Below are 16,058 nucleotides of genomic sequence, written 5' to 3'. Positions count from 1 at the left end.
TGTCCTCTTTATTCTTCCGCGCGGGCGGCGCCGGCATAGCGCTCGACCAGCTGGCGCAGCGCCTTCGACTGGTAACCCCGCGCCAATATCCGCAATTGCCGCGCAAATGGCTGGTACAGCGCATCCATCTGTTCCAGCCGCTCGGCGCGGACCTGGATCGCCCGCATATTGCCCAACCGCGCCAGTTGCTGCAGCACCGCCATTTCTTCCGGTGGCGGCGGCGTCAGCTGCGCATCGATGCTGTCGTCCCGGGCCAGGATCGCCGGCGCCGCCATGTCTGCCGCCGGTTCCTGCGCGCGCAGTTGCGGCTGCTGGTCCGGCAACGGTTCCGGCGCCTGCTGCGGCAGCACCTGCCGCGGCAAGTCAAACCAGAACACGCTGCCCTGGCCCGGGCGGCTTTCGACCTGGATTTCGCTGCCCATCATCCGCACAAACTGGCGGCTGATCGCCAGTCCCAGCCCGGTGCCGCCAAGGCGCCGCTGCGCTTCCCCGGCCTGCTCGAACGGCTGGAAGATGGATTCCAGCTGGCCCTGCGCGATGCCGACGCCGCTGTCACCCACTTCGAAGCGCAGCCGTCCCGCTTCGCCGTGCATCACACGCAGGCCGACCCGCCCCGCATCGGTGAATTTCACCGCGTTCGACAACAGGTTCAGCAACACCTGGCGCAGGCGCTGGCTGTCCGCCACCAGGGTGGCCGGCACATCGGCCCCGACGTCGCAGACGAATTCCAGGTTTTTCTCCGCCGCGCGGATGCCCACCATGCCGGCAATGGCTTGCAGCTCGGTGCGCAAATCAAACGGTTGCGGATACAGTTCGACTTTGCCCGCTTCCAGCTTGGCTGAATCGAGCACGTTGTTGATCAGTCCCAGCAAATGCTCGCCACTGTTGCGGATGGCTTCCGCGTGGGAGCGCTGGTCGGCGTCGAGCCGCGTATCGCGCCACAGCAAGTGGGCAAATCCCAGCACGGCATTGAGCGGGGTGCGCAATTCATGGCTCATTTGCGCCACGAATTCGCTGCGGATACGCGCCAGCCGTTGCGCTTCCAGCAGCGCCGCGTCACGCGCCGCTTCGGTTTCCTTGCGCGCGCTGATGTCACGCGCCAGCCCCACCGTGCCCAGCAGCGTGCCGTCATCGTCCAGCACCGGCGCCTTGAACACCTCCACCCAGCGCATGCCGCCGGCGCCGCTGCGCACTTCCTCCACGGTTTGCTGGCAGCGCGCATGCATGACCAGCATGTCATCGGCGCGCGCGGCGCGCGCCACGTCCGCCGGACTAACGTCGAAATCGGATTTGCCCGGCATGTCGTCGGCATCGCATCCCATTTCCCGCGCCGTGGCCAGGTTGGCCGCCAGGTAACGGCTGTCGGTATCCTTGAACCACACTTGCCACGGCATGGTGTCGATCAGCACGCGCAGGTAGCGCGTCTGCTGGCGCAACTGGCCGGTACGCTGCTGTACCTTGAATTCCAGGCTGCTGTTGAGCGCCCGGATCTGTGCATTGGCATCCCCCAGCAAGCGGTGCGAGCGGCGCAACCGCAGCAGGAAGAACGCCAGCACCGCCAGCACCAGCGCAATCGCCGCCAGCACCGTCCACAACCAGCGCTGCTGCAAGGCGCGTTCGCGCAATTCCACCTGCTGCTGTTCATTGCGCCGGGTCAGGTCGGCGATTTCGCGCTGGCGCGCCTGCTGTTCATAGCGTTCCGTCAATTCCAGCACCCGCGTGCTGATCTTCTGGCGGTTGGCCTGCGCCGTCATTTCCGCCGCCGCCTGCGCATGTTCATAGGCCAGCTTGTAATCGCCCCGGCGCGCATCGAGCTGGCCCAGCAGGCGCTCGCTTTCGCTCAGGTACAGCGCCAGGCCCAGCTCGCGCGCCAGCCATAGCGAGCGCGCCAGGTCGGCTTCGGCGGCCGCCATGCGCTTCAATTCCACATAGCTGGTGCTGCGCGCGGTCAGCGCCCACCACAGCCCGGTCTTGTTGGGCAGGCGTTCGTAGGTTGCCACCGCTTCATCGAGCAGCGCCAGCGCCCGCGCGTGTTCGCCCGCCATGCGCGCCTGGTGGGCCTCGGCAAACAGGCCGGCGGTCAGGTAAAACGGCAAGCCGATGGCGCGGTACATCGCCGTGGCTTGGCGCACCAGCGCGCTGCCTGCCGCCGTGTCGCCCTGCGACGACAGCACGCCGCCCTGGCCGGCCACCGCCAGGGCTTCCAGCAAGCGCGAACCGGCGGCTTGCGCCTGCACCTGCATTTGCCGGTATTGCTGCAGCGACTCCTTGTTGTTGTCGCTCTGGTTATACGAAATGGCCATGCATTGGTGGGCGTACGCCATCGCTAGCGGCTGCCCGCTGCGGCGCGCCATTTCCATACTGCGCACGCACGCGTCGACCGATTCATCGATCTTGCCGAAGCGGTTGTACATCATCGCCAGCCGCAGCATGGCTTCGCTCAGCAAATCGGGCCGGTCGATGCCGTCGAGCGCCTTGACGGCGCGGTTGGTGACGATGATCAGGCGCTGGAAGTTGCCTTGGTTGACGGTATTGAGCGCGACCACCAGGTCCGCTTCGGCTTGCCCGACGAGGTCGCCGTGGCGCAGCGCCAGCGCATAGGCCTGGTCCGCCAGGGTGGCTGTCGCGTCGGTATGGGCGCGGTACAACGCGATGCGGGCGCGCAAGTTCAGCAGGCGCACCGTATCGGCCGGCGGCGCGCCCGGCGGCAGCGTGGCGGCCAGTTTGCGCACCTGTTCTTCGGCGCGCACCGCGTCATTGTCGGCCAGCAGCAGGACGCGCGCCGCTTCGGCGCGCCACAAGCCAAGCGGCATATCGCCGGCGCCGCACTGCCCGTGCCATGCCAGCACGGCCAGCACGCCGGCACGGAGCCACCGGCCACTGACGTTGATCTTCATGCCCGCCCCATAGTCGTCACTGCCTGGACCAGCATGCCAGAATTTCCCGGGGCTGCCTATAAGGAAATCCTGAATTCAAAAAACACAACTCGACCCCTAATAGCGGAACGCCGCGCTGACGGCGAACTGGCGGTCGTTCATGAAACTGCCCTGGTGCCGTTGCTGCGCGCCATAGAAATTGCGGCGCACGGTATTGCCCAGGTTATTGCCTTCCAGCGCCAGGGTCAGGCTGGAGTTGACCTGATAGCGCAGCGCGGCGTCGAGCCAGCCATAACCCTGCGTATACACCGGCAGCGCGCCGACGCCGACGATATTCGACACCCCGCTGAGGAAGGTGGAGCGCCAGTTATAGGCGGCGCGCGCGGACCAGCCGCCGCGCTCGTACATCAGCACCGCGTTGGCGCTGCGGCGCGACAGGTTTTGCAGCGGCACATTGGCGCCGAGGATGGGACTGGCCGTGCTGCTGTCCACCCAGGTGGCGTTCACCTGCGCCCCCAGGCCGCGCCAGGCGCCGGGCAGGAAATCAAAGAATTGCTGGTAGCCCAGTTCCACGCCTTTGATGCGGGCCCGGTTGCCGTTTTGCGGCCGCGTCACCTGGTAGGTCACGCCGTCATGCACTTCAGGCGCGCTGACACTGGTGACAAAGCCGTCCACCTGCTTGAAAAACACGGTGGCAAACAGCAGGCGGCCGGCGCTGCCCCCGCCGCCGCCATAATGCTCGGCCGCCAGGTCGAGATTATCCGCGCGCACCGGGCGCAGCGCGGGGTTGCCGGCGCTGCCGGTGTTGGCCGTTGGCGTGATGGCATTGGGCACCAGGGTCAGCGACGGCGACAACTGGTCGAAATTCGGACGCGTCATGGTTTTTGACAGCGCCGCGCGCCATACCGTGTCTGGCGCCGGACGGTAGCGCACGCTGGCGCTGGGCAGCCAGTCCAGCGCACTGCCGGCAACGGCCAGCGGCGCCACGCCCACGCCCGGCACGCTGCGGCTGCCGTCCACCGCTTCGCGCACCCGCGTCGCGCGCAAGCCCGCATTGCCCTCCAGCGGCCAGCCATCGGCCTTGAAATCCGCCATCAGCCACGCCGCCGCGCTGCGCTCATCGATGCGCCACAGGGTCAGCGCACTGGCCTGGGATGGAATCGCCGCCGTCACCCCCAGCTGGCGGCGCAGCGCCAGCGCATCGCGGGCCAGGCCCAGGTCCGCATACAGCAGGCCGGCCACACTGCCGCCCGCTTCACCCGGGAACAGCGCCCCGGCCGGCCCCGCCGTCAATGGCGCGGCCGACGAAGGCAGGCTGAGCGCGGCGTCGGCGAAAATCAGGCCCGGCGCATTGCCGGCGCTACGGCGCGCCAGCCGCAGGCCGCCGGTCACCGTGTGCAGCCACTGGCCCGGGCGCGCCAGCGTGGCATCGATACGCAGCGCATTGAGGGCGCCGTCGAAAGGGCGCGTGCGGTATGGCGCTCCCACAAAGCGGTAAGCGGCGGCGCCGCCCTGCGCCAGGCCATCGACCGCCGTGGCGGGCACCTTGCCGCTGTAGTCTATGCTGTAGGTTGGCGCGCTGGCGGCCAGGGTGGCGCCGGAAAAGAACAGGTTGTTATAACTGGCGGTATGGCTCGCGTCGAGCTGCCACAGCCAGTCACCCGTGCGCCAGGCGCCGCCCACGGCCAGCTGGCGGTTGCGGTCCACCGTGTCGCGCGCAAAGCTCAATACCGAGACCGGCGCCCCGGTCCATGTAACGCGCTGCACGTCGCGCGTGCCGGGAAACAGCGCCACGCTACCGGCCAGGAAGGTGGCGGGCGCGGACAGATTGACCTGCCAGGAATCCTGCACGGTCTTGAATTGCGCATAGCTGCCTTCGGCATACAATTCCGCCCCCGGCGCCGGCCGCCATTGCAGCACGGCGCTGATGGCGTCGCGCTGGCGCCGGCCCAGGCTGGCCGTTTCCGTGCCGCCGGCGGGCGCCAGCACGGACTGCCCCGGCGCCAGGTCGGCGCGCAAGCGCGGTTCGGCGCTGCTTTTCTGGTCTTCACGCCACGCGCGGCGCTGGCTGGCCACGCTGACCAATGCGCCGAATTCACCGAAGGCGCCGGGCCAGCGGCCGCTGGCCAGCAGCGCATACTGGGGCGCGCCGCCGGCAACGAGCTCACCGCGCACATGGCGCACGGTGGCGGCCAGCTGCATGCCATTGAAATCAAACGGGCGGCGCGTGCGCAAATCCACCAGGCCGCCGACGCCGCCTTCCAGCTGGCTGGCGGACGCGGTTTTATGGACCGAGATGGCCGCCACCAGCTCCGCCGGCACATCGGCAAAATCGAGGGTGCGGCCGGTGCCGGCGGTGAACACTTCGCGGCCGTTGAGGGTGGTTTCCATTTGCGACAAGCCGCGAATCGCCACCGCCGTGCCTTCGCCACGGTCACGCCCGACCTGCACCCCGGGGATGCGCTGCAAGGCATCGTTGACGCTGAAGTCGGGCAACTTGTCGATATCGTCGGCCACGACGGCGTCGATCACGCCCAGGCTTGTCCGGCGGATCTGGCGCGCCGACTCCAGGCTGGCCCGCTGGCCAACCACAATCACGGTTGGAATGGCGTCCGGCAGTGCGTCTGGCAGTGGCATGGTTTATCCCCTGGCAAGTAGTTTCCCATGATTACTGACTAACCGGGTGCAGGCAAGATGATTGCCGCTGCTGCGCGATACCGGTGCGGACGGCGCGCAACAGATGGCGCTATCGGGGTGATCAATGGCGTTTATAAATGCCGGCGCACACCACGGTATCGTCCGACCGTTCGCAATACATGCGCTTGGGCAAGATCGACTTCGTAACCGGATCGACAAACGCATAATCTTGCCAAAAGCTGGCTTTGGTGGCGGCCAGGTCCATGCGTTCGCGGATAAAGGCCTTGCCGTCGGCATCGCGCAAGTCCAGCACTTCCTTGCCCACCATGCGCGGATTCTGGCCATGCGCCAGTACCTTGCCGGTCAGGCTGTAGACCACCGGATACAGGTCGCCCTGGACCCAGGCCGGATCCTTGGCGGTAATCGCGTCCCGGGTTTTCGCACTATCCTTGCGCAGTGCGGCGACGGCCTTGGCCACCATTTGTTCCGCCTGGGCCGGCGTGGCGTAGGCCGGTGCGGCGGCGGCGGCTGCGGGGGCATAGACCGCGGCCGCCAGCGCCAGGCAAGCCATCGTGAAAGTGTGTTTCATCATGATCTCCTTGGATGCTGTCTTTACCTTAACAACGGTGCTTGCATGCCGCTATCATCCGCGCCTGATTCCACCGTGAGGATTTCCTTACCCCGGCCACGCCATCTCGGCCATAATGTGCATGGTTTTTATCAATCCCGCATAAATCGTGCACCCCTTACCAAGGAATCGTCATGTCCACCATCAGCGTCGACCGCCATGACCTGGCCCTGCTGGCCGAACTGCAGCGCGACGGCCGCGCCACCAACGCCGCGCTGGGCGAGCGCATCCATTTATCGACGTCGCAAGTCAGCCGCCGCATCCAGCGCCTGGAAGAAGCGCGGGTCATCGACCATTACGCGGCCATGCTCGAGCCTGCCGTGGTGGGACTGGGGGTGCTGGCGTTCATCCATGTGACGCTGGACCGGCATAACACGTCGTCGGGCGCGAGTTTTGAACAGGCGGTCAGCGACTTGCCGGAAGTGCTGGAATGCTTTTCCGTCACGGGCGAAGCGGACTATGTGCTGCGGGCGGTGTCGCACGACCTTGCGTCGTTTTCCGAATTCATGATGCACAGCCTGCTGCGCATCCCGGGCGTCACCAACGTGAAAACCAATATCTCATTAAAGAAGGTTAAGCAGGTGACGGAACTGCCGCTGGACCACATCGCCCAACCCCGCCAGCCGAAAATGCGCGTGCACTTCGCGCAGTAATCGACTGACGGGCACCAAAACGAAACAGCCCGCACGGGGCGGGCTGCTTGGCGTGATGCGCCGGTACGGCGCGGCGGGGTTAGAACTCTTCCCACTCACCATCCGGCGAATTCACGGTTTTCTTCGCTGCGGCGGCTTTCGGCGCGGCTTTCGGCTTGGCCGGACGCGACACCGTCAGCGCCGTGACCGGCGCCTTGGCGGCACGCGATGTGGCCGGTTTGGCCGCATAGTGCGCGTTGTCGATGCGGAAGGCGCTGACCACGCTGGCCAGGCTGGCGGCCTGGTCTTGCATGCCTTGCGCCGCGGCAGCGGTTTCTTCCACCAGCGCGGCGTTTTGCTGCGTGGTCTGGTCCATTTGCGACACCGCCTGGTGCACCTGGGCGATGCCCGCGTTTTGCTCGTCGGTCGCGGCGCTGATTTCGCCCACGATGTCGGTCACCTGGCGGATGCTGGCCACGACCTGTTCCATGGTCATGCCGGCCTGCTCGACCAGCTTGGTGCCGGAACCGACTTTTTCCACCGAATCGTTGATCAAGACCTTGATTTCCTTGGCCGCCGCCGCCGAACGCTGCGCCAGGTTGCGCACCTCGGTCGCCACCACGGCGAAACCACGGCCCTGCTCGCCGGCACGGGCCGCTTCCACCGCGGCATTCAGCGCCAGGATGTTGGTCTGGAACGCGATGCCATCGATCACGGAAATGATGTCGACAATCTTGCGCGACGAATCGTTGATCGACCCCATCGTGAAGATCACCTGCTCCACCACGCTGCCGCCCTGGATCGCCACTTCCGATGCCGAGCGGGCCAGCTGGTTGGCCTGGCGGGCATTGTCCGAGTTCTGGCTGACGGTGGACGTCAATTCTTCCATCGACGACGCGGTCTGTTCCAGCGCGGCGGCCTGTGCCGAGGTGCGCTGCGACAGGTCGCCGGTGCCGGCCGCGATTTGCTGCGACGCCGAGCTGACCGCTTCGGCCGACGAACGGGCCGCGCCTATCGCGCCGCCGATATCGGTCAACAACTTGTTGAAGGCGACGGCGGTGTGGCCGATTTCATCCATGCGTTCCACTTGCACCTGGCGGGTCAGGTCCAGCGACTGGCTGACCTCTTCGATCGTGCCCTTGATGGCGGCCAGGCTGTTGCTGATGATCTGGTACAGGTGGTAGCCCAGCACGGCGGTGACGATCAGCGCCAGCACCATCACGATGCTCAGCATCGTCAGTGCGCTGCTGTAAGCGGCTTCGGCTTCCACGCGCACTTCGTCGATCAGCTTGTTGTTATACGCAATATGGTCGTCCAGCGACTTTTGCAGCGCGGCGGCGCTGACCGCCAGCGGCGTGCCAGGCTGCAGTGTGGCGCGGATCGCGTCCATGTCGCCCGCGTGCGACGCGGCCAGGAACGGCACCAGCGCCTGGCGGTAAGCCGCCATCGTGGATTTGTCCGACTCCACCATCTTGCGGTCGGTGTCGTCGTAAATACGCTCTTTTTCGTACTCGTTAATGACTTTGTCGAAGTTGCCGTGGGCATCGTTGTAGGCTTTGTCCAGCCCGGTCTTGTCCGGCAAGTTCGAGAATACCGACAGGCGGTAACCCGCCAGGCGGCTGGCGGCCAGCGCGTGCTTGGCGGCGTTCAGGCCGGCAATGCTGGGCAGCAGGCGCGATTGCACGGTTTCAAAACGCTGCTGCGAGCGCTTCAGTTGAATCAGTCCATTGGCGCCGACAAACATCAGGGCCAATAGCGCGACTGAGAGAGTCGTAATCAAGCGCTTGGTAATAGTCATGGTCTTCAGTTGGAAGTTGATCGAGATCAACCGGAATTTCCGGTTTTGTCCACCGGCAAGTATCCCGGAATGCCACAGCCACCGCAAGCTTCCAACGTGACTTTTATGTTGAAATTATTAAGATGACTGAATATTTAAGCAAAATAGCGTGGTGCATGTGCCTCACTCATCCATAACGGTCCGGTTCAATGCCAGCCCAGCTGGCGCGCGGCCAGGTCGTTGAGGATTTCCTCGGCGCCGCCGCCGATCATGTAGACCTTGGTATCGCGGTAAATCCGCTCGGCTTTCGTGCCCCGCATGAATCCCATGCCGCCCAGCACTTGCACGGCGTGGTCGGCGCACAGTTGCATGGTTTGCGCCGCGAAGTTTTTCAGCATGCACAGTTGCGCGATGGGCGCTTCGCCGTCCTCCAGCCGCCGCGCCAGGTCTTCGATCAATGCGCGCGTCGCTTCAATCCGGGTCGCCATCGCCACCAGCTTGTGGCGCACCGCCTGGTGCCGCACCAGCGGCTGGCCGAAGGTGGCCCGCTGCAGGGCCCAGTCCGACGCTTCATCGAGCGCCGCCCGCGCCAGGCCATACGCTTGCATGGCCAGCATCAGCCGTTCGTGGTTGAAGTTGCGCATGACGAGTTTAAAGCCCGCGTTTTCTTCGCCCAGCAAGTGCCCGGCCGGGACGCGGCAGCCATCGAAGTGCAATTGCGCCGTGTCGGAACACCACCAGCCCATTTTCTTCAAGGGCGAGCGCGTCAGCCCGGGCGTGCCGCCATCGACCAGCAACAGCGAGACGCCGCCCGCGCCGGGGCCGCCGGTGCGCACCGCCACCGTGATGACGTCGGCGCGCATGCCGGAGGTAATAAAGGTCTTGGTCCCGTCGACGATGTAATGATCGCCCTCGCGCACGGCCCGGGTGGCCAGATTGGCGACATCGGAGCCTCCGGACGGTTCGGTAATGGCCAGCGCGCTGACCAGCTCGCCGGACAGGATGCCGGGCAAGACCCGCGCTTTCAGCGCGTCCGAGCCGCCGTGCAGGATCGGCGGCGCGCCGATCGCATGGCTGAACAGCGACGCCATCAGGCCGCCGCAGCCGGTGCGCGCCAGTTCTTCAATCAGCGCCAGGTGGTGGAACAAGTCCGCCTCGCTGCCGCCGTACGGTGCCGGATACCCCAGTCCCAGCAAGCCCAGCTCCCCCGCCCGCCGGTATAGCGCGCGGGGAAATGTCCCCGCTTCTTCCCACGCATCGACATGCGGCATCAGTTCCGCGTCGACAAAGCGCCGCACCGAGGCGCGGAAGGTTTCATGTTCCGGCGTATGGCGGGCGGAACGGGGCAAATCCGGGTACATGGCGGCTCCTTAAATATCAATCATTTGCTTGAATATTTAAAGTATCAGTTTTGGCGGCGCCTGTCATCCAGCCATTCGTCACTCCCCGGGGTCACAGCAGCGCGCCCAGCTCCACCTGGATCTTGATCATGGCGGGCAAACAGCGCTCGACGATTTGCTGCGCCGTCATGCGCCCGGCATGCACGCTGATATTCATGGCCGCTACCACGTCGCCCCGGAAATTGCGCAGCGGGACCGCGATGGTGCGCAAGCCCAGCTCCAGTTCCTGGTCCACCAGCGCATAGCCCTGTTCCCGCGCCCGCGCGATTTCCAGCGCCAGCCGGTCCTTGTTGACGATGGTGTGCGCCGTGATGGGTTCGAGTTCGGCCCGTTCCAGGAAACGCTCCACCGCCGCATGCGGCAGGCAGGCCAGCAACATGCGGCCATTTGCCGTGCAATACGCCGGCACCCGGGTGCCCGGCTGCAAGGTGTTCGACACCAGCCGCCCCGCGCTGACCGCCGCCACGCACACCAGCTGGTCGTCGTCGAGCACCCCGCACGACGCGGCTTCCTCCAGCGAATACGCGAGCCGGTACAGCAGCGGCTGCACGATGCGGGGCAAGCGCGCCGAGTGCAGGTACGACTGGCCCAGCCGCAGCACGGCCGGCGTCAGTGAAAACTGTTTATTTTCATGCCGCATATAACCGAGGAACGTCAGCGTGATCAGGTAGCGGCGCGCGGCGGCCCGCGTCAGGCCGGTGCGCTCGGCCACCTCGGCGATGGTCAGGCGCGAGCGTTCCTGGTCGAACGCTTCGATCACTTGCAGCCCCTTTTCCAGGCCGGCGATCAAATCGCGCGGATGGGGGGCGGAAAAATCGTCGTCGGCAGCCATAAATTCCATGAAAAGGGCGATTGTCGCACAAAATGGGCGAATATCGCATACACCCCGCATTTACCCAATTGTTTGCCCACCGCTCCCTGCCTAAGATGGTCCCCATCGAACCCACAAACGCGCGCTATGCGCACAAAGGAGAGAGCGTGAATTTCGAAGCGATTGCCCCGGGCGTCTATCCGGAACTGGTCTACCCCCCGTACAAATCCACCGCCAAGCGCGGCCCGCTGCAGGCGCCGCTGCGCATCGACGCGCCGCGCCCGGTGACGGGAAACATCGTGGCGACGCGCCAGTTGCTGCTGCCGCACGACATGGATTTGACGGCGCAGGGCGCCGGCGAACCGCTGGGCGAGAAAATCGTCGTCACCGGCCGCGTGGTCGATGAAGATGGCAAAGCGGTGCGCAATTCGCTGCTGGAAGTCTGGCAATGCAACGCGGCGGGCCGCTACCGCCACAAGAAAGACCAGCACAACGCGCCGCTGGACCCGAACTTCAATGGCTGGGGCAAGATGTTGACGGACGACGACGGCCGCTACCGCTTTGTCACCATCAAGCCCGGTCCCTATCCATGGGCCAACCACGACAAGGCATGGCGCCCCGCCCACATCCACTTTTCATTGTTCGGCAATGTGTATGCCCAGCGCCTGGTGACGCAAATGTATTTCCCGAGCGACCCGCTGTTCGCCTATGACCCGATTTTCCAGAGCATCCCGGACGAAGCCGCGCGCCAGCGCCTGGTTTCCCGCTTTTCACTGGAACACACGGTCGGCGATGAAATGCTCGGCTACGAATTCGACATCGTCCTGCGCGGACGCCACGCCACGCCGATGGGCATCTGACAAGGAGTATCGCCATGAGCAACATCACCACCTCGCAAACCATCGGTCCGTTCTCGCACGAGGCGTGGCAGTGGGCCGTGACCGCCACCCAGGACGTCCCGCTGCAAACCAGCGCCGCCGTCGTGACCGTGCGCGGCGTGCTCTATGACGGCGACGGCGTGCCCGTCACCGATGCGCAGATCGAAGCCTGGCTGCCGGACCGCGCGCCGCACGAACCGCAGCAAACCATTCCCGGCTTCCGCCGCCAGCCCACCGGTGAAGCGGGCGAATTCGCGTTCCGCATCTCACGCCCCGCGCAGCCCACGCCGGGCGAGCCGGCCGCCTACATCACCGTGTTCGCGCGCGGCCTGGTGAAACACCAGTTCACCGCCGTGTTCCTCGGCGACGACGCGGGATTGCGCGATTCCGCGATCCTCGACCAGGTGCCGCCGCCACGGCGCGCCACCCTGCTGGCCGCCGCGCAGCCCGATGGTTCCTACACCTGGGACATCCACCTGCAGGGCGGCCGGGAAACCGTCTTCTTCGACTATAAATAACGGGAGGCGCCGTGAGCGGATCGATCTTCGACAGTTTTCTCACCACCACGGACATGCAGGCGGTCTTCAGCGATGAAGCCATCGTGCAGGGCATGTTCCGGTTCGAAGCCGCGCTGGCCGCGGCCCAGGCGGCCGAGGGCGTGATCCCCGACAGCGCGGCGCGCGCCATCGGCTCGGTCTGCAGCGCGCCCCTGTATGACATCCCCGCGCTGATCGTGGCGGGACAGCGGGCCGGCAGCCTGGCGATCCCGCTGGTGAAGGAACTGACCCGGACCGTGGCGCTGTATGACAAGGAATCCGCCGCGCACGTGCATTGGGGCGGCACCAGCCAGGACGTGCTCGACACCGCCATGGTGCTGGCCACGCGCGATGCCCTGCAATTGATCGACAGCGCGCTCGAATCGCTGTGCGCACACTTGCTGGAACTGGCCTCGCAACACCTCGACACGCCGGTGCTGGCGCGCACCCTGATGCAACCGGCGCAAGTCACGTCGTTCGGCTTCAAGCTGGCCGGCTGGGCGGCGCCGCTGGTGCGGGCCCGCGCGCGGCTGCGCGGCGCGGCGTCACGCGCGCTGCAATTGCAGCTGGGCGGCGCGGTCGGCACCCTGTCCGTCATGGGCGAACAGGGACCGGCCGTGGCGCAGCGCATGGCCCATGCTCTGAACTTGCGCGTCCCGGAGGGCAACTGGCATACCCAGCGCGACGAATGGGTGCGGCTCGGCATGGAAGTGGCGGTATTGACGGGCAGCCTGGGCAAGGTGGCGACCGACCTGTCGCTGATGGCGCAGGGCGAAGTGGGCGAACTGGCGGAACCGTCCGGCGCGGGCCGTGGCGGCTCGTCCGCCATGCCGCATAAACGCAATCCCGTTTCCGCCATGATCGCGCTGGCGGCCAGCGCCCGCGCGCCCCATATCGCAGCGACCTTGCTGTCCACCATGGGCCAGCAGCATGAACGGGGCCTGGGCAATTGGCAGGCGGAACTGGCCGCGTGGCCGCAACTGTTCCTCGGCGCGCATGGCGCGCTGCAAGCGCTCAACGATGCCTTTGCCGGCTTGCAGGTGGACCGCGCGCGCATGCTGCGCAATATCGATGCGCAGCAGGGTCTCGTGTTTGCGGAAGCGGCATCGGCGTTGATGGCGTCCGCCATCGGCCGTCCCGCCGCCCATGCGCTGCTGGAACAATTGTCGCGGCAGGCAGTGCAAACCGGCCGCCATGTGCGCGACCTGGCGCTGGAAGCGCTGCAAGACGATCCGGCGCTGGCCGGTATCGATGCGGGCCAGCTGGGCGTGCGGTTTGATCCGGTGTACGCGTCCGAAGCGGCGCGCCGGCTGGCGCGGGAACAATTGCCGCTGTTGCGGCGCGCCCTGGCGTCGGCGCAATCATCACAAAGAGAGAGCACATGACTTACGATCCCTACCAACATGACTACGAACGCGGCATGGCCAACCGCCGCGCCGTCCTGGGCGACGCCTGGGTCGACCGCTCCAGCGCCGCCGCCACCACCTTCAATGCCGATTTCCAGAACCTGATCACGCGCTTCGCATGGCATGACATCTGGGGCCGTCCGGGCTTGCACTACCAGACCCGCCGCGCCATCGTGCTGTCGATTACCATTGCACTGGGCCGCTGGGAAGAATTCGAATTGCACGTGCGCGCCGCGCTGCTGGCGCCGGACGAGCACCGCCTGTCGGTCGACGAATTGAAGGAAGTGCTGATGCAGTCGGCGATTTACGCCGGCGTCCCCGCCGCCAACACGGCCTTTACCCATGCCCAGCACATCCTGCGCGAAATCGGTCCGCAAATCGGCTACCAGCTGGAACCGCTGGCGCCATCCGGCGTGCCGCATCCCGGCGTGGGCCGCGAAGGCCGCACCGAGTCCGCCCCCGCGCTGCATTACACGGTGCGCGAACCGCGCAGCGGCGGCGCCCACCGCCACACCGTGGTGCTAAGCCATGCGCTGGGCTGCGATTTGTCGATGTGGGATGGTTTGGCGCAGGTGCTGGCAGCCGATTGCCGCGTGATCGCCTATGACCACCGCGGCCACGGCGGTTCCGCCGCGCCGGCAGGTCCCTATTCGATGGCCGGCCTGGCCGACGACGCGGCGCGCCTGCTGGCAGAACTGGGCACGGGGCCGGTGGTCTGGGTCGGCCTGTCGATGGGCGGCATGGTGGGGCAAGAACTGGCGCTGCGCCACCCTGCATTGGTCAAAGCGCTGGTGATCGCCAATTCCACTTCCGGCTATCCGGACGAGGCGCGCGCCATGTGGCAACAGCGCATCGCCACCGTGCAATCGGGCGGCACGCAAGCCATTGCCGACGCCGTCATGGGCCGCTACTTCCACGACGACTTCCGCGCCACCTCCGCCGCGACAGTCGCCCGCTTCCGCCTGCGCCTCGTCACCACCGGCACCGAGGGTTACGTCGGCTGCTGCGCGGCGGTGGGTGGTGTCGACACCACGGCGCGCCTGCCGCAACTGGCGATTCCCACGCTGGTGATCGCCGGGGAACTGGACCAGGGCACGCCACCAGCCATGTCGCAGGCCATGGCGGCAGCCATACCTGGCGCGGAACTGGTGGTGCTGGCCGATGCGTCGCACCTGGCGGCGATCGAGCAGCCGGCCGCGTTTGCGCGGGCCGTCAAGCAATTCATCGCCGAGGTGTAATCCCCGGGGCGGCGCGCGCCGGCAGCAACGCCGCCACCACGCCCAGCAGCGGCAGGCAGGCAATGCCGCGATACACGGCGTCGATACCGGCGCGGTCGGCAAGCATCCCCAGCACCGCCGCGCCCAATCCGCCCATGCCGAAGGCAAAGCCGAAGAACAGACCGGAAATCATGCCGATCCGGCCCGGCACCAGTTCCTGTGCATACACCAGGATCGCGGAAAACGCCGACGACAGCACCAGGCCGATCGTCACCGCCAGCACCGTGGTCCAGAACAGGTCCGCATAGGGCAGCGCCAGCGCAAACGGCGCCACGCCCAGCACGGACATCCAGATCACCGGCTTGCGGCCGATGCGGTCGCCCACCGGCCCGCCAACGATCGTCCCCAGCGCGGACGCCGCCAGAAAATAAAACAATTGCAACTGGGCGTCTTGCACGCCGAGGCCGAATTTGTGCATCAGGTAAAACGTGTAGAAGCTGCTGATGCCGGCGATATAAAAATACTTGGAAAACACCAGCACCAGCAGCACGGCCAGCGCACGCTTGACCACCGGGCGAGGGTAAGGTCCAACAACCGGCGGATTGGCCTTGCCGGGCGCCACCGGTGCCACGTGATGCTGCGCATACCAGCGTCCCACTTGCAGCAGCAACGCCATGCCGGCCAACGCCGCCAGCGAAAACCACGCCACGCTGCCTTTGCCCAAAGGGACAATCACGGCGGCGGCCAGCAAGGGACCCAGCGCGCTGCCCAAATTGCCGCCAACCTGGAACAGCGATTGCGCCAGCCCGTGGCGGCCCCCGGAAGCCAGCCGCGCAATGCGCGACGATTCAGGGTGAAAAGTCGCGGAGCCCAGCCCGATCAGCGCCGCCGCGAACAGCACCGCCGTGTAGCCAGGCGACCAAGCCAGCAACAGCAGCCCGCACAACGTGGCCAGCATGCCGAACGGCAGCGAATAGGGTTGCGGACGGCGGTCGGTGTACCAACCGATCAAGGGCTGGATCAGCGACGCCGTCAACTGGTACGTCAGGGTGATCATGCCGATCTGGACAAAGCTGAGGGCAAACTCCCCTTTCAACAGTGGATACAGCGCCAGGATCAGCGATTGCATCATGTCGTTGATGAAGTGCGAGGTGCTGACGGCGGCCAGGATGCCGTGCGCGGCGGGCTGTGCGGCCGGTTTTGAACTGGATGGGGCGGCGCTGGCGGTAGCGGATAGAGGCATGGTGTTCCTGTCGATGG

Annotated in this window: 12 protein-coding genes; 5 read left to right on the top strand and 7 right to left on the bottom strand. The window is 66.1% G+C overall.

Annotation, left to right across the window (positions count from 1 at the left end):
- Positions 1-8: 8 nt before the first annotated feature.
- From AC1RRC_RS04960 to AC1RRC_RS04950, 3 genes are all read right to left on the bottom strand, one after another.
- Positions 9-2,897 carry a PAS domain-containing sensor histidine kinase gene (locus tag AC1RRC_RS04960; RefSeq protein ID WP_493054154.1) on the bottom strand — a complete coding sequence of 963 codons (2,889 nt, stop codon included), beginning with the start codon at positions 2,895-2,897 and terminating at the stop codon, positions 9-11.
- Positions 2,898-2,993: 96 nt separating this feature from the next.
- Positions 2,994-5,513: a TonB-dependent receptor gene (locus AC1RRC_RS04955; RefSeq protein WP_493054153.1), complete on the bottom strand. Its 2,520-nt coding sequence runs from the start codon at positions 5,511-5,513 to the stop codon at positions 2,994-2,996.
- Between the two features lie 121 nt (positions 5,514-5,634).
- Positions 5,635-6,105 (bottom strand): cache domain-containing protein, encoded by a 471-nt coding sequence (locus tag AC1RRC_RS04950; protein ID WP_493054152.1) that lies wholly within the window; start codon positions 6,103-6,105, stop codon positions 5,635-5,637.
- 170 nt (positions 6,106-6,275) lie between these two features.
- Here AC1RRC_RS04950 and AC1RRC_RS04945 point away from each other — a divergent pair, with 170 nt between their 5' ends.
- Positions 6,276-6,794: an Lrp/AsnC family transcriptional regulator gene (locus AC1RRC_RS04945; RefSeq protein ID WP_493054151.1), complete on the top strand. Its 519-nt coding sequence runs from the start codon at positions 6,276-6,278 to the stop codon at positions 6,792-6,794.
- Positions 6,795-6,873: 79 nt separating this feature from the next.
- On the opposite strand, the gene AC1RRC_RS04940 is transcribed toward AC1RRC_RS04945, so the two are convergent.
- From AC1RRC_RS04940 to AC1RRC_RS04930, 3 genes are all read right to left on the bottom strand, one after another.
- Positions 6,874-8,571 (bottom strand): methyl-accepting chemotaxis protein, encoded by a 1,698-nt coding sequence (locus tag AC1RRC_RS04940; RefSeq protein ID WP_493054150.1) that lies wholly within the window; start codon positions 8,569-8,571, stop codon positions 6,874-6,876.
- A 185-nt stretch (positions 8,572-8,756) separates the two neighbouring features.
- A complete protein-coding gene (locus tag AC1RRC_RS04935) occupies positions 8,757-9,911 on the bottom strand; it encodes an acyl-CoA dehydrogenase family protein (RefSeq protein WP_493054149.1) in 1,155 nt (384 codons plus the stop codon).
- Between the two features lie 91 nt (positions 9,912-10,002).
- Positions 10,003-10,782 (bottom strand): IclR family transcriptional regulator domain-containing protein, encoded by a 780-nt coding sequence (locus AC1RRC_RS04930; RefSeq protein WP_493054148.1) that lies wholly within the window; start codon positions 10,780-10,782, stop codon positions 10,003-10,005.
- Between the two features lie 146 nt (positions 10,783-10,928).
- Between AC1RRC_RS04930 and pcaH the strand changes: the two genes are divergently transcribed.
- The 4 genes from pcaH to pcaCD are packed head-to-tail and all read left to right on the top strand — an operon-like array spanning position 10,929 to position 14,819.
- On the top strand, positions 10,929-11,621 hold the full coding sequence (gene pcaH, locus AC1RRC_RS04925; protein ID WP_493054147.1) for a protocatechuate 3,4-dioxygenase subunit beta: 693 nt from the start codon (positions 10,929-10,931) through the stop codon (positions 11,619-11,621).
- A 14-nt stretch (positions 11,622-11,635) separates the two neighbouring features.
- A complete protein-coding gene (locus AC1RRC_RS04920; RefSeq protein ID WP_493054146.1) occupies positions 11,636-12,157 on the top strand; it encodes a peptidase associated/transthyretin-like domain-containing protein in 522 nt (173 codons plus the stop codon).
- An 11-nt stretch (positions 12,158-12,168) separates the two neighbouring features.
- Entirely contained in the window at positions 12,169-13,560 is a 1,392-nt protein-coding gene (gene pcaB, locus AC1RRC_RS04915; protein ID WP_493054145.1) for a 3-carboxy-cis,cis-muconate cycloisomerase, read from the top strand.
- The gene (gene pcaCD / locus AC1RRC_RS04910) at positions 13,557-14,819 is read left to right on the top strand and encodes a bifunctional 4-carboxymuconolactone decarboxylase/3-oxoadipate enol-lactonase PcaCD (RefSeq protein WP_493054144.1); all 1,263 of its coding nucleotides are present in this window, start codon (positions 13,557-13,559) and stop codon (positions 14,817-14,819) included. The genes pcaB and pcaCD overlap by 4 nt, the downstream gene beginning before the upstream one ends.
- Here the strand turns inward: pcaCD and AC1RRC_RS04905 are convergent.
- Positions 14,803-16,041, bottom strand: coding sequence for an MFS transporter (locus AC1RRC_RS04905; protein WP_493054143.1), 1,239 nt, complete (start codon positions 16,039-16,041; stop codon positions 14,803-14,805). The genes pcaCD and AC1RRC_RS04905 overlap by 17 nt on opposite strands.
- Between the last annotated feature and the right edge of the window lie 17 nt (positions 16,042-16,058).

The sequence above is a fragment of the Pseudoduganella sp. GW821-FHT12E03 genome (genome assembly GCF_058807115.1).
The sequence above is the reverse complement of the archived record's forward strand: the minus strand, read 5'-3'. Positions and strand labels throughout refer to the sequence as shown.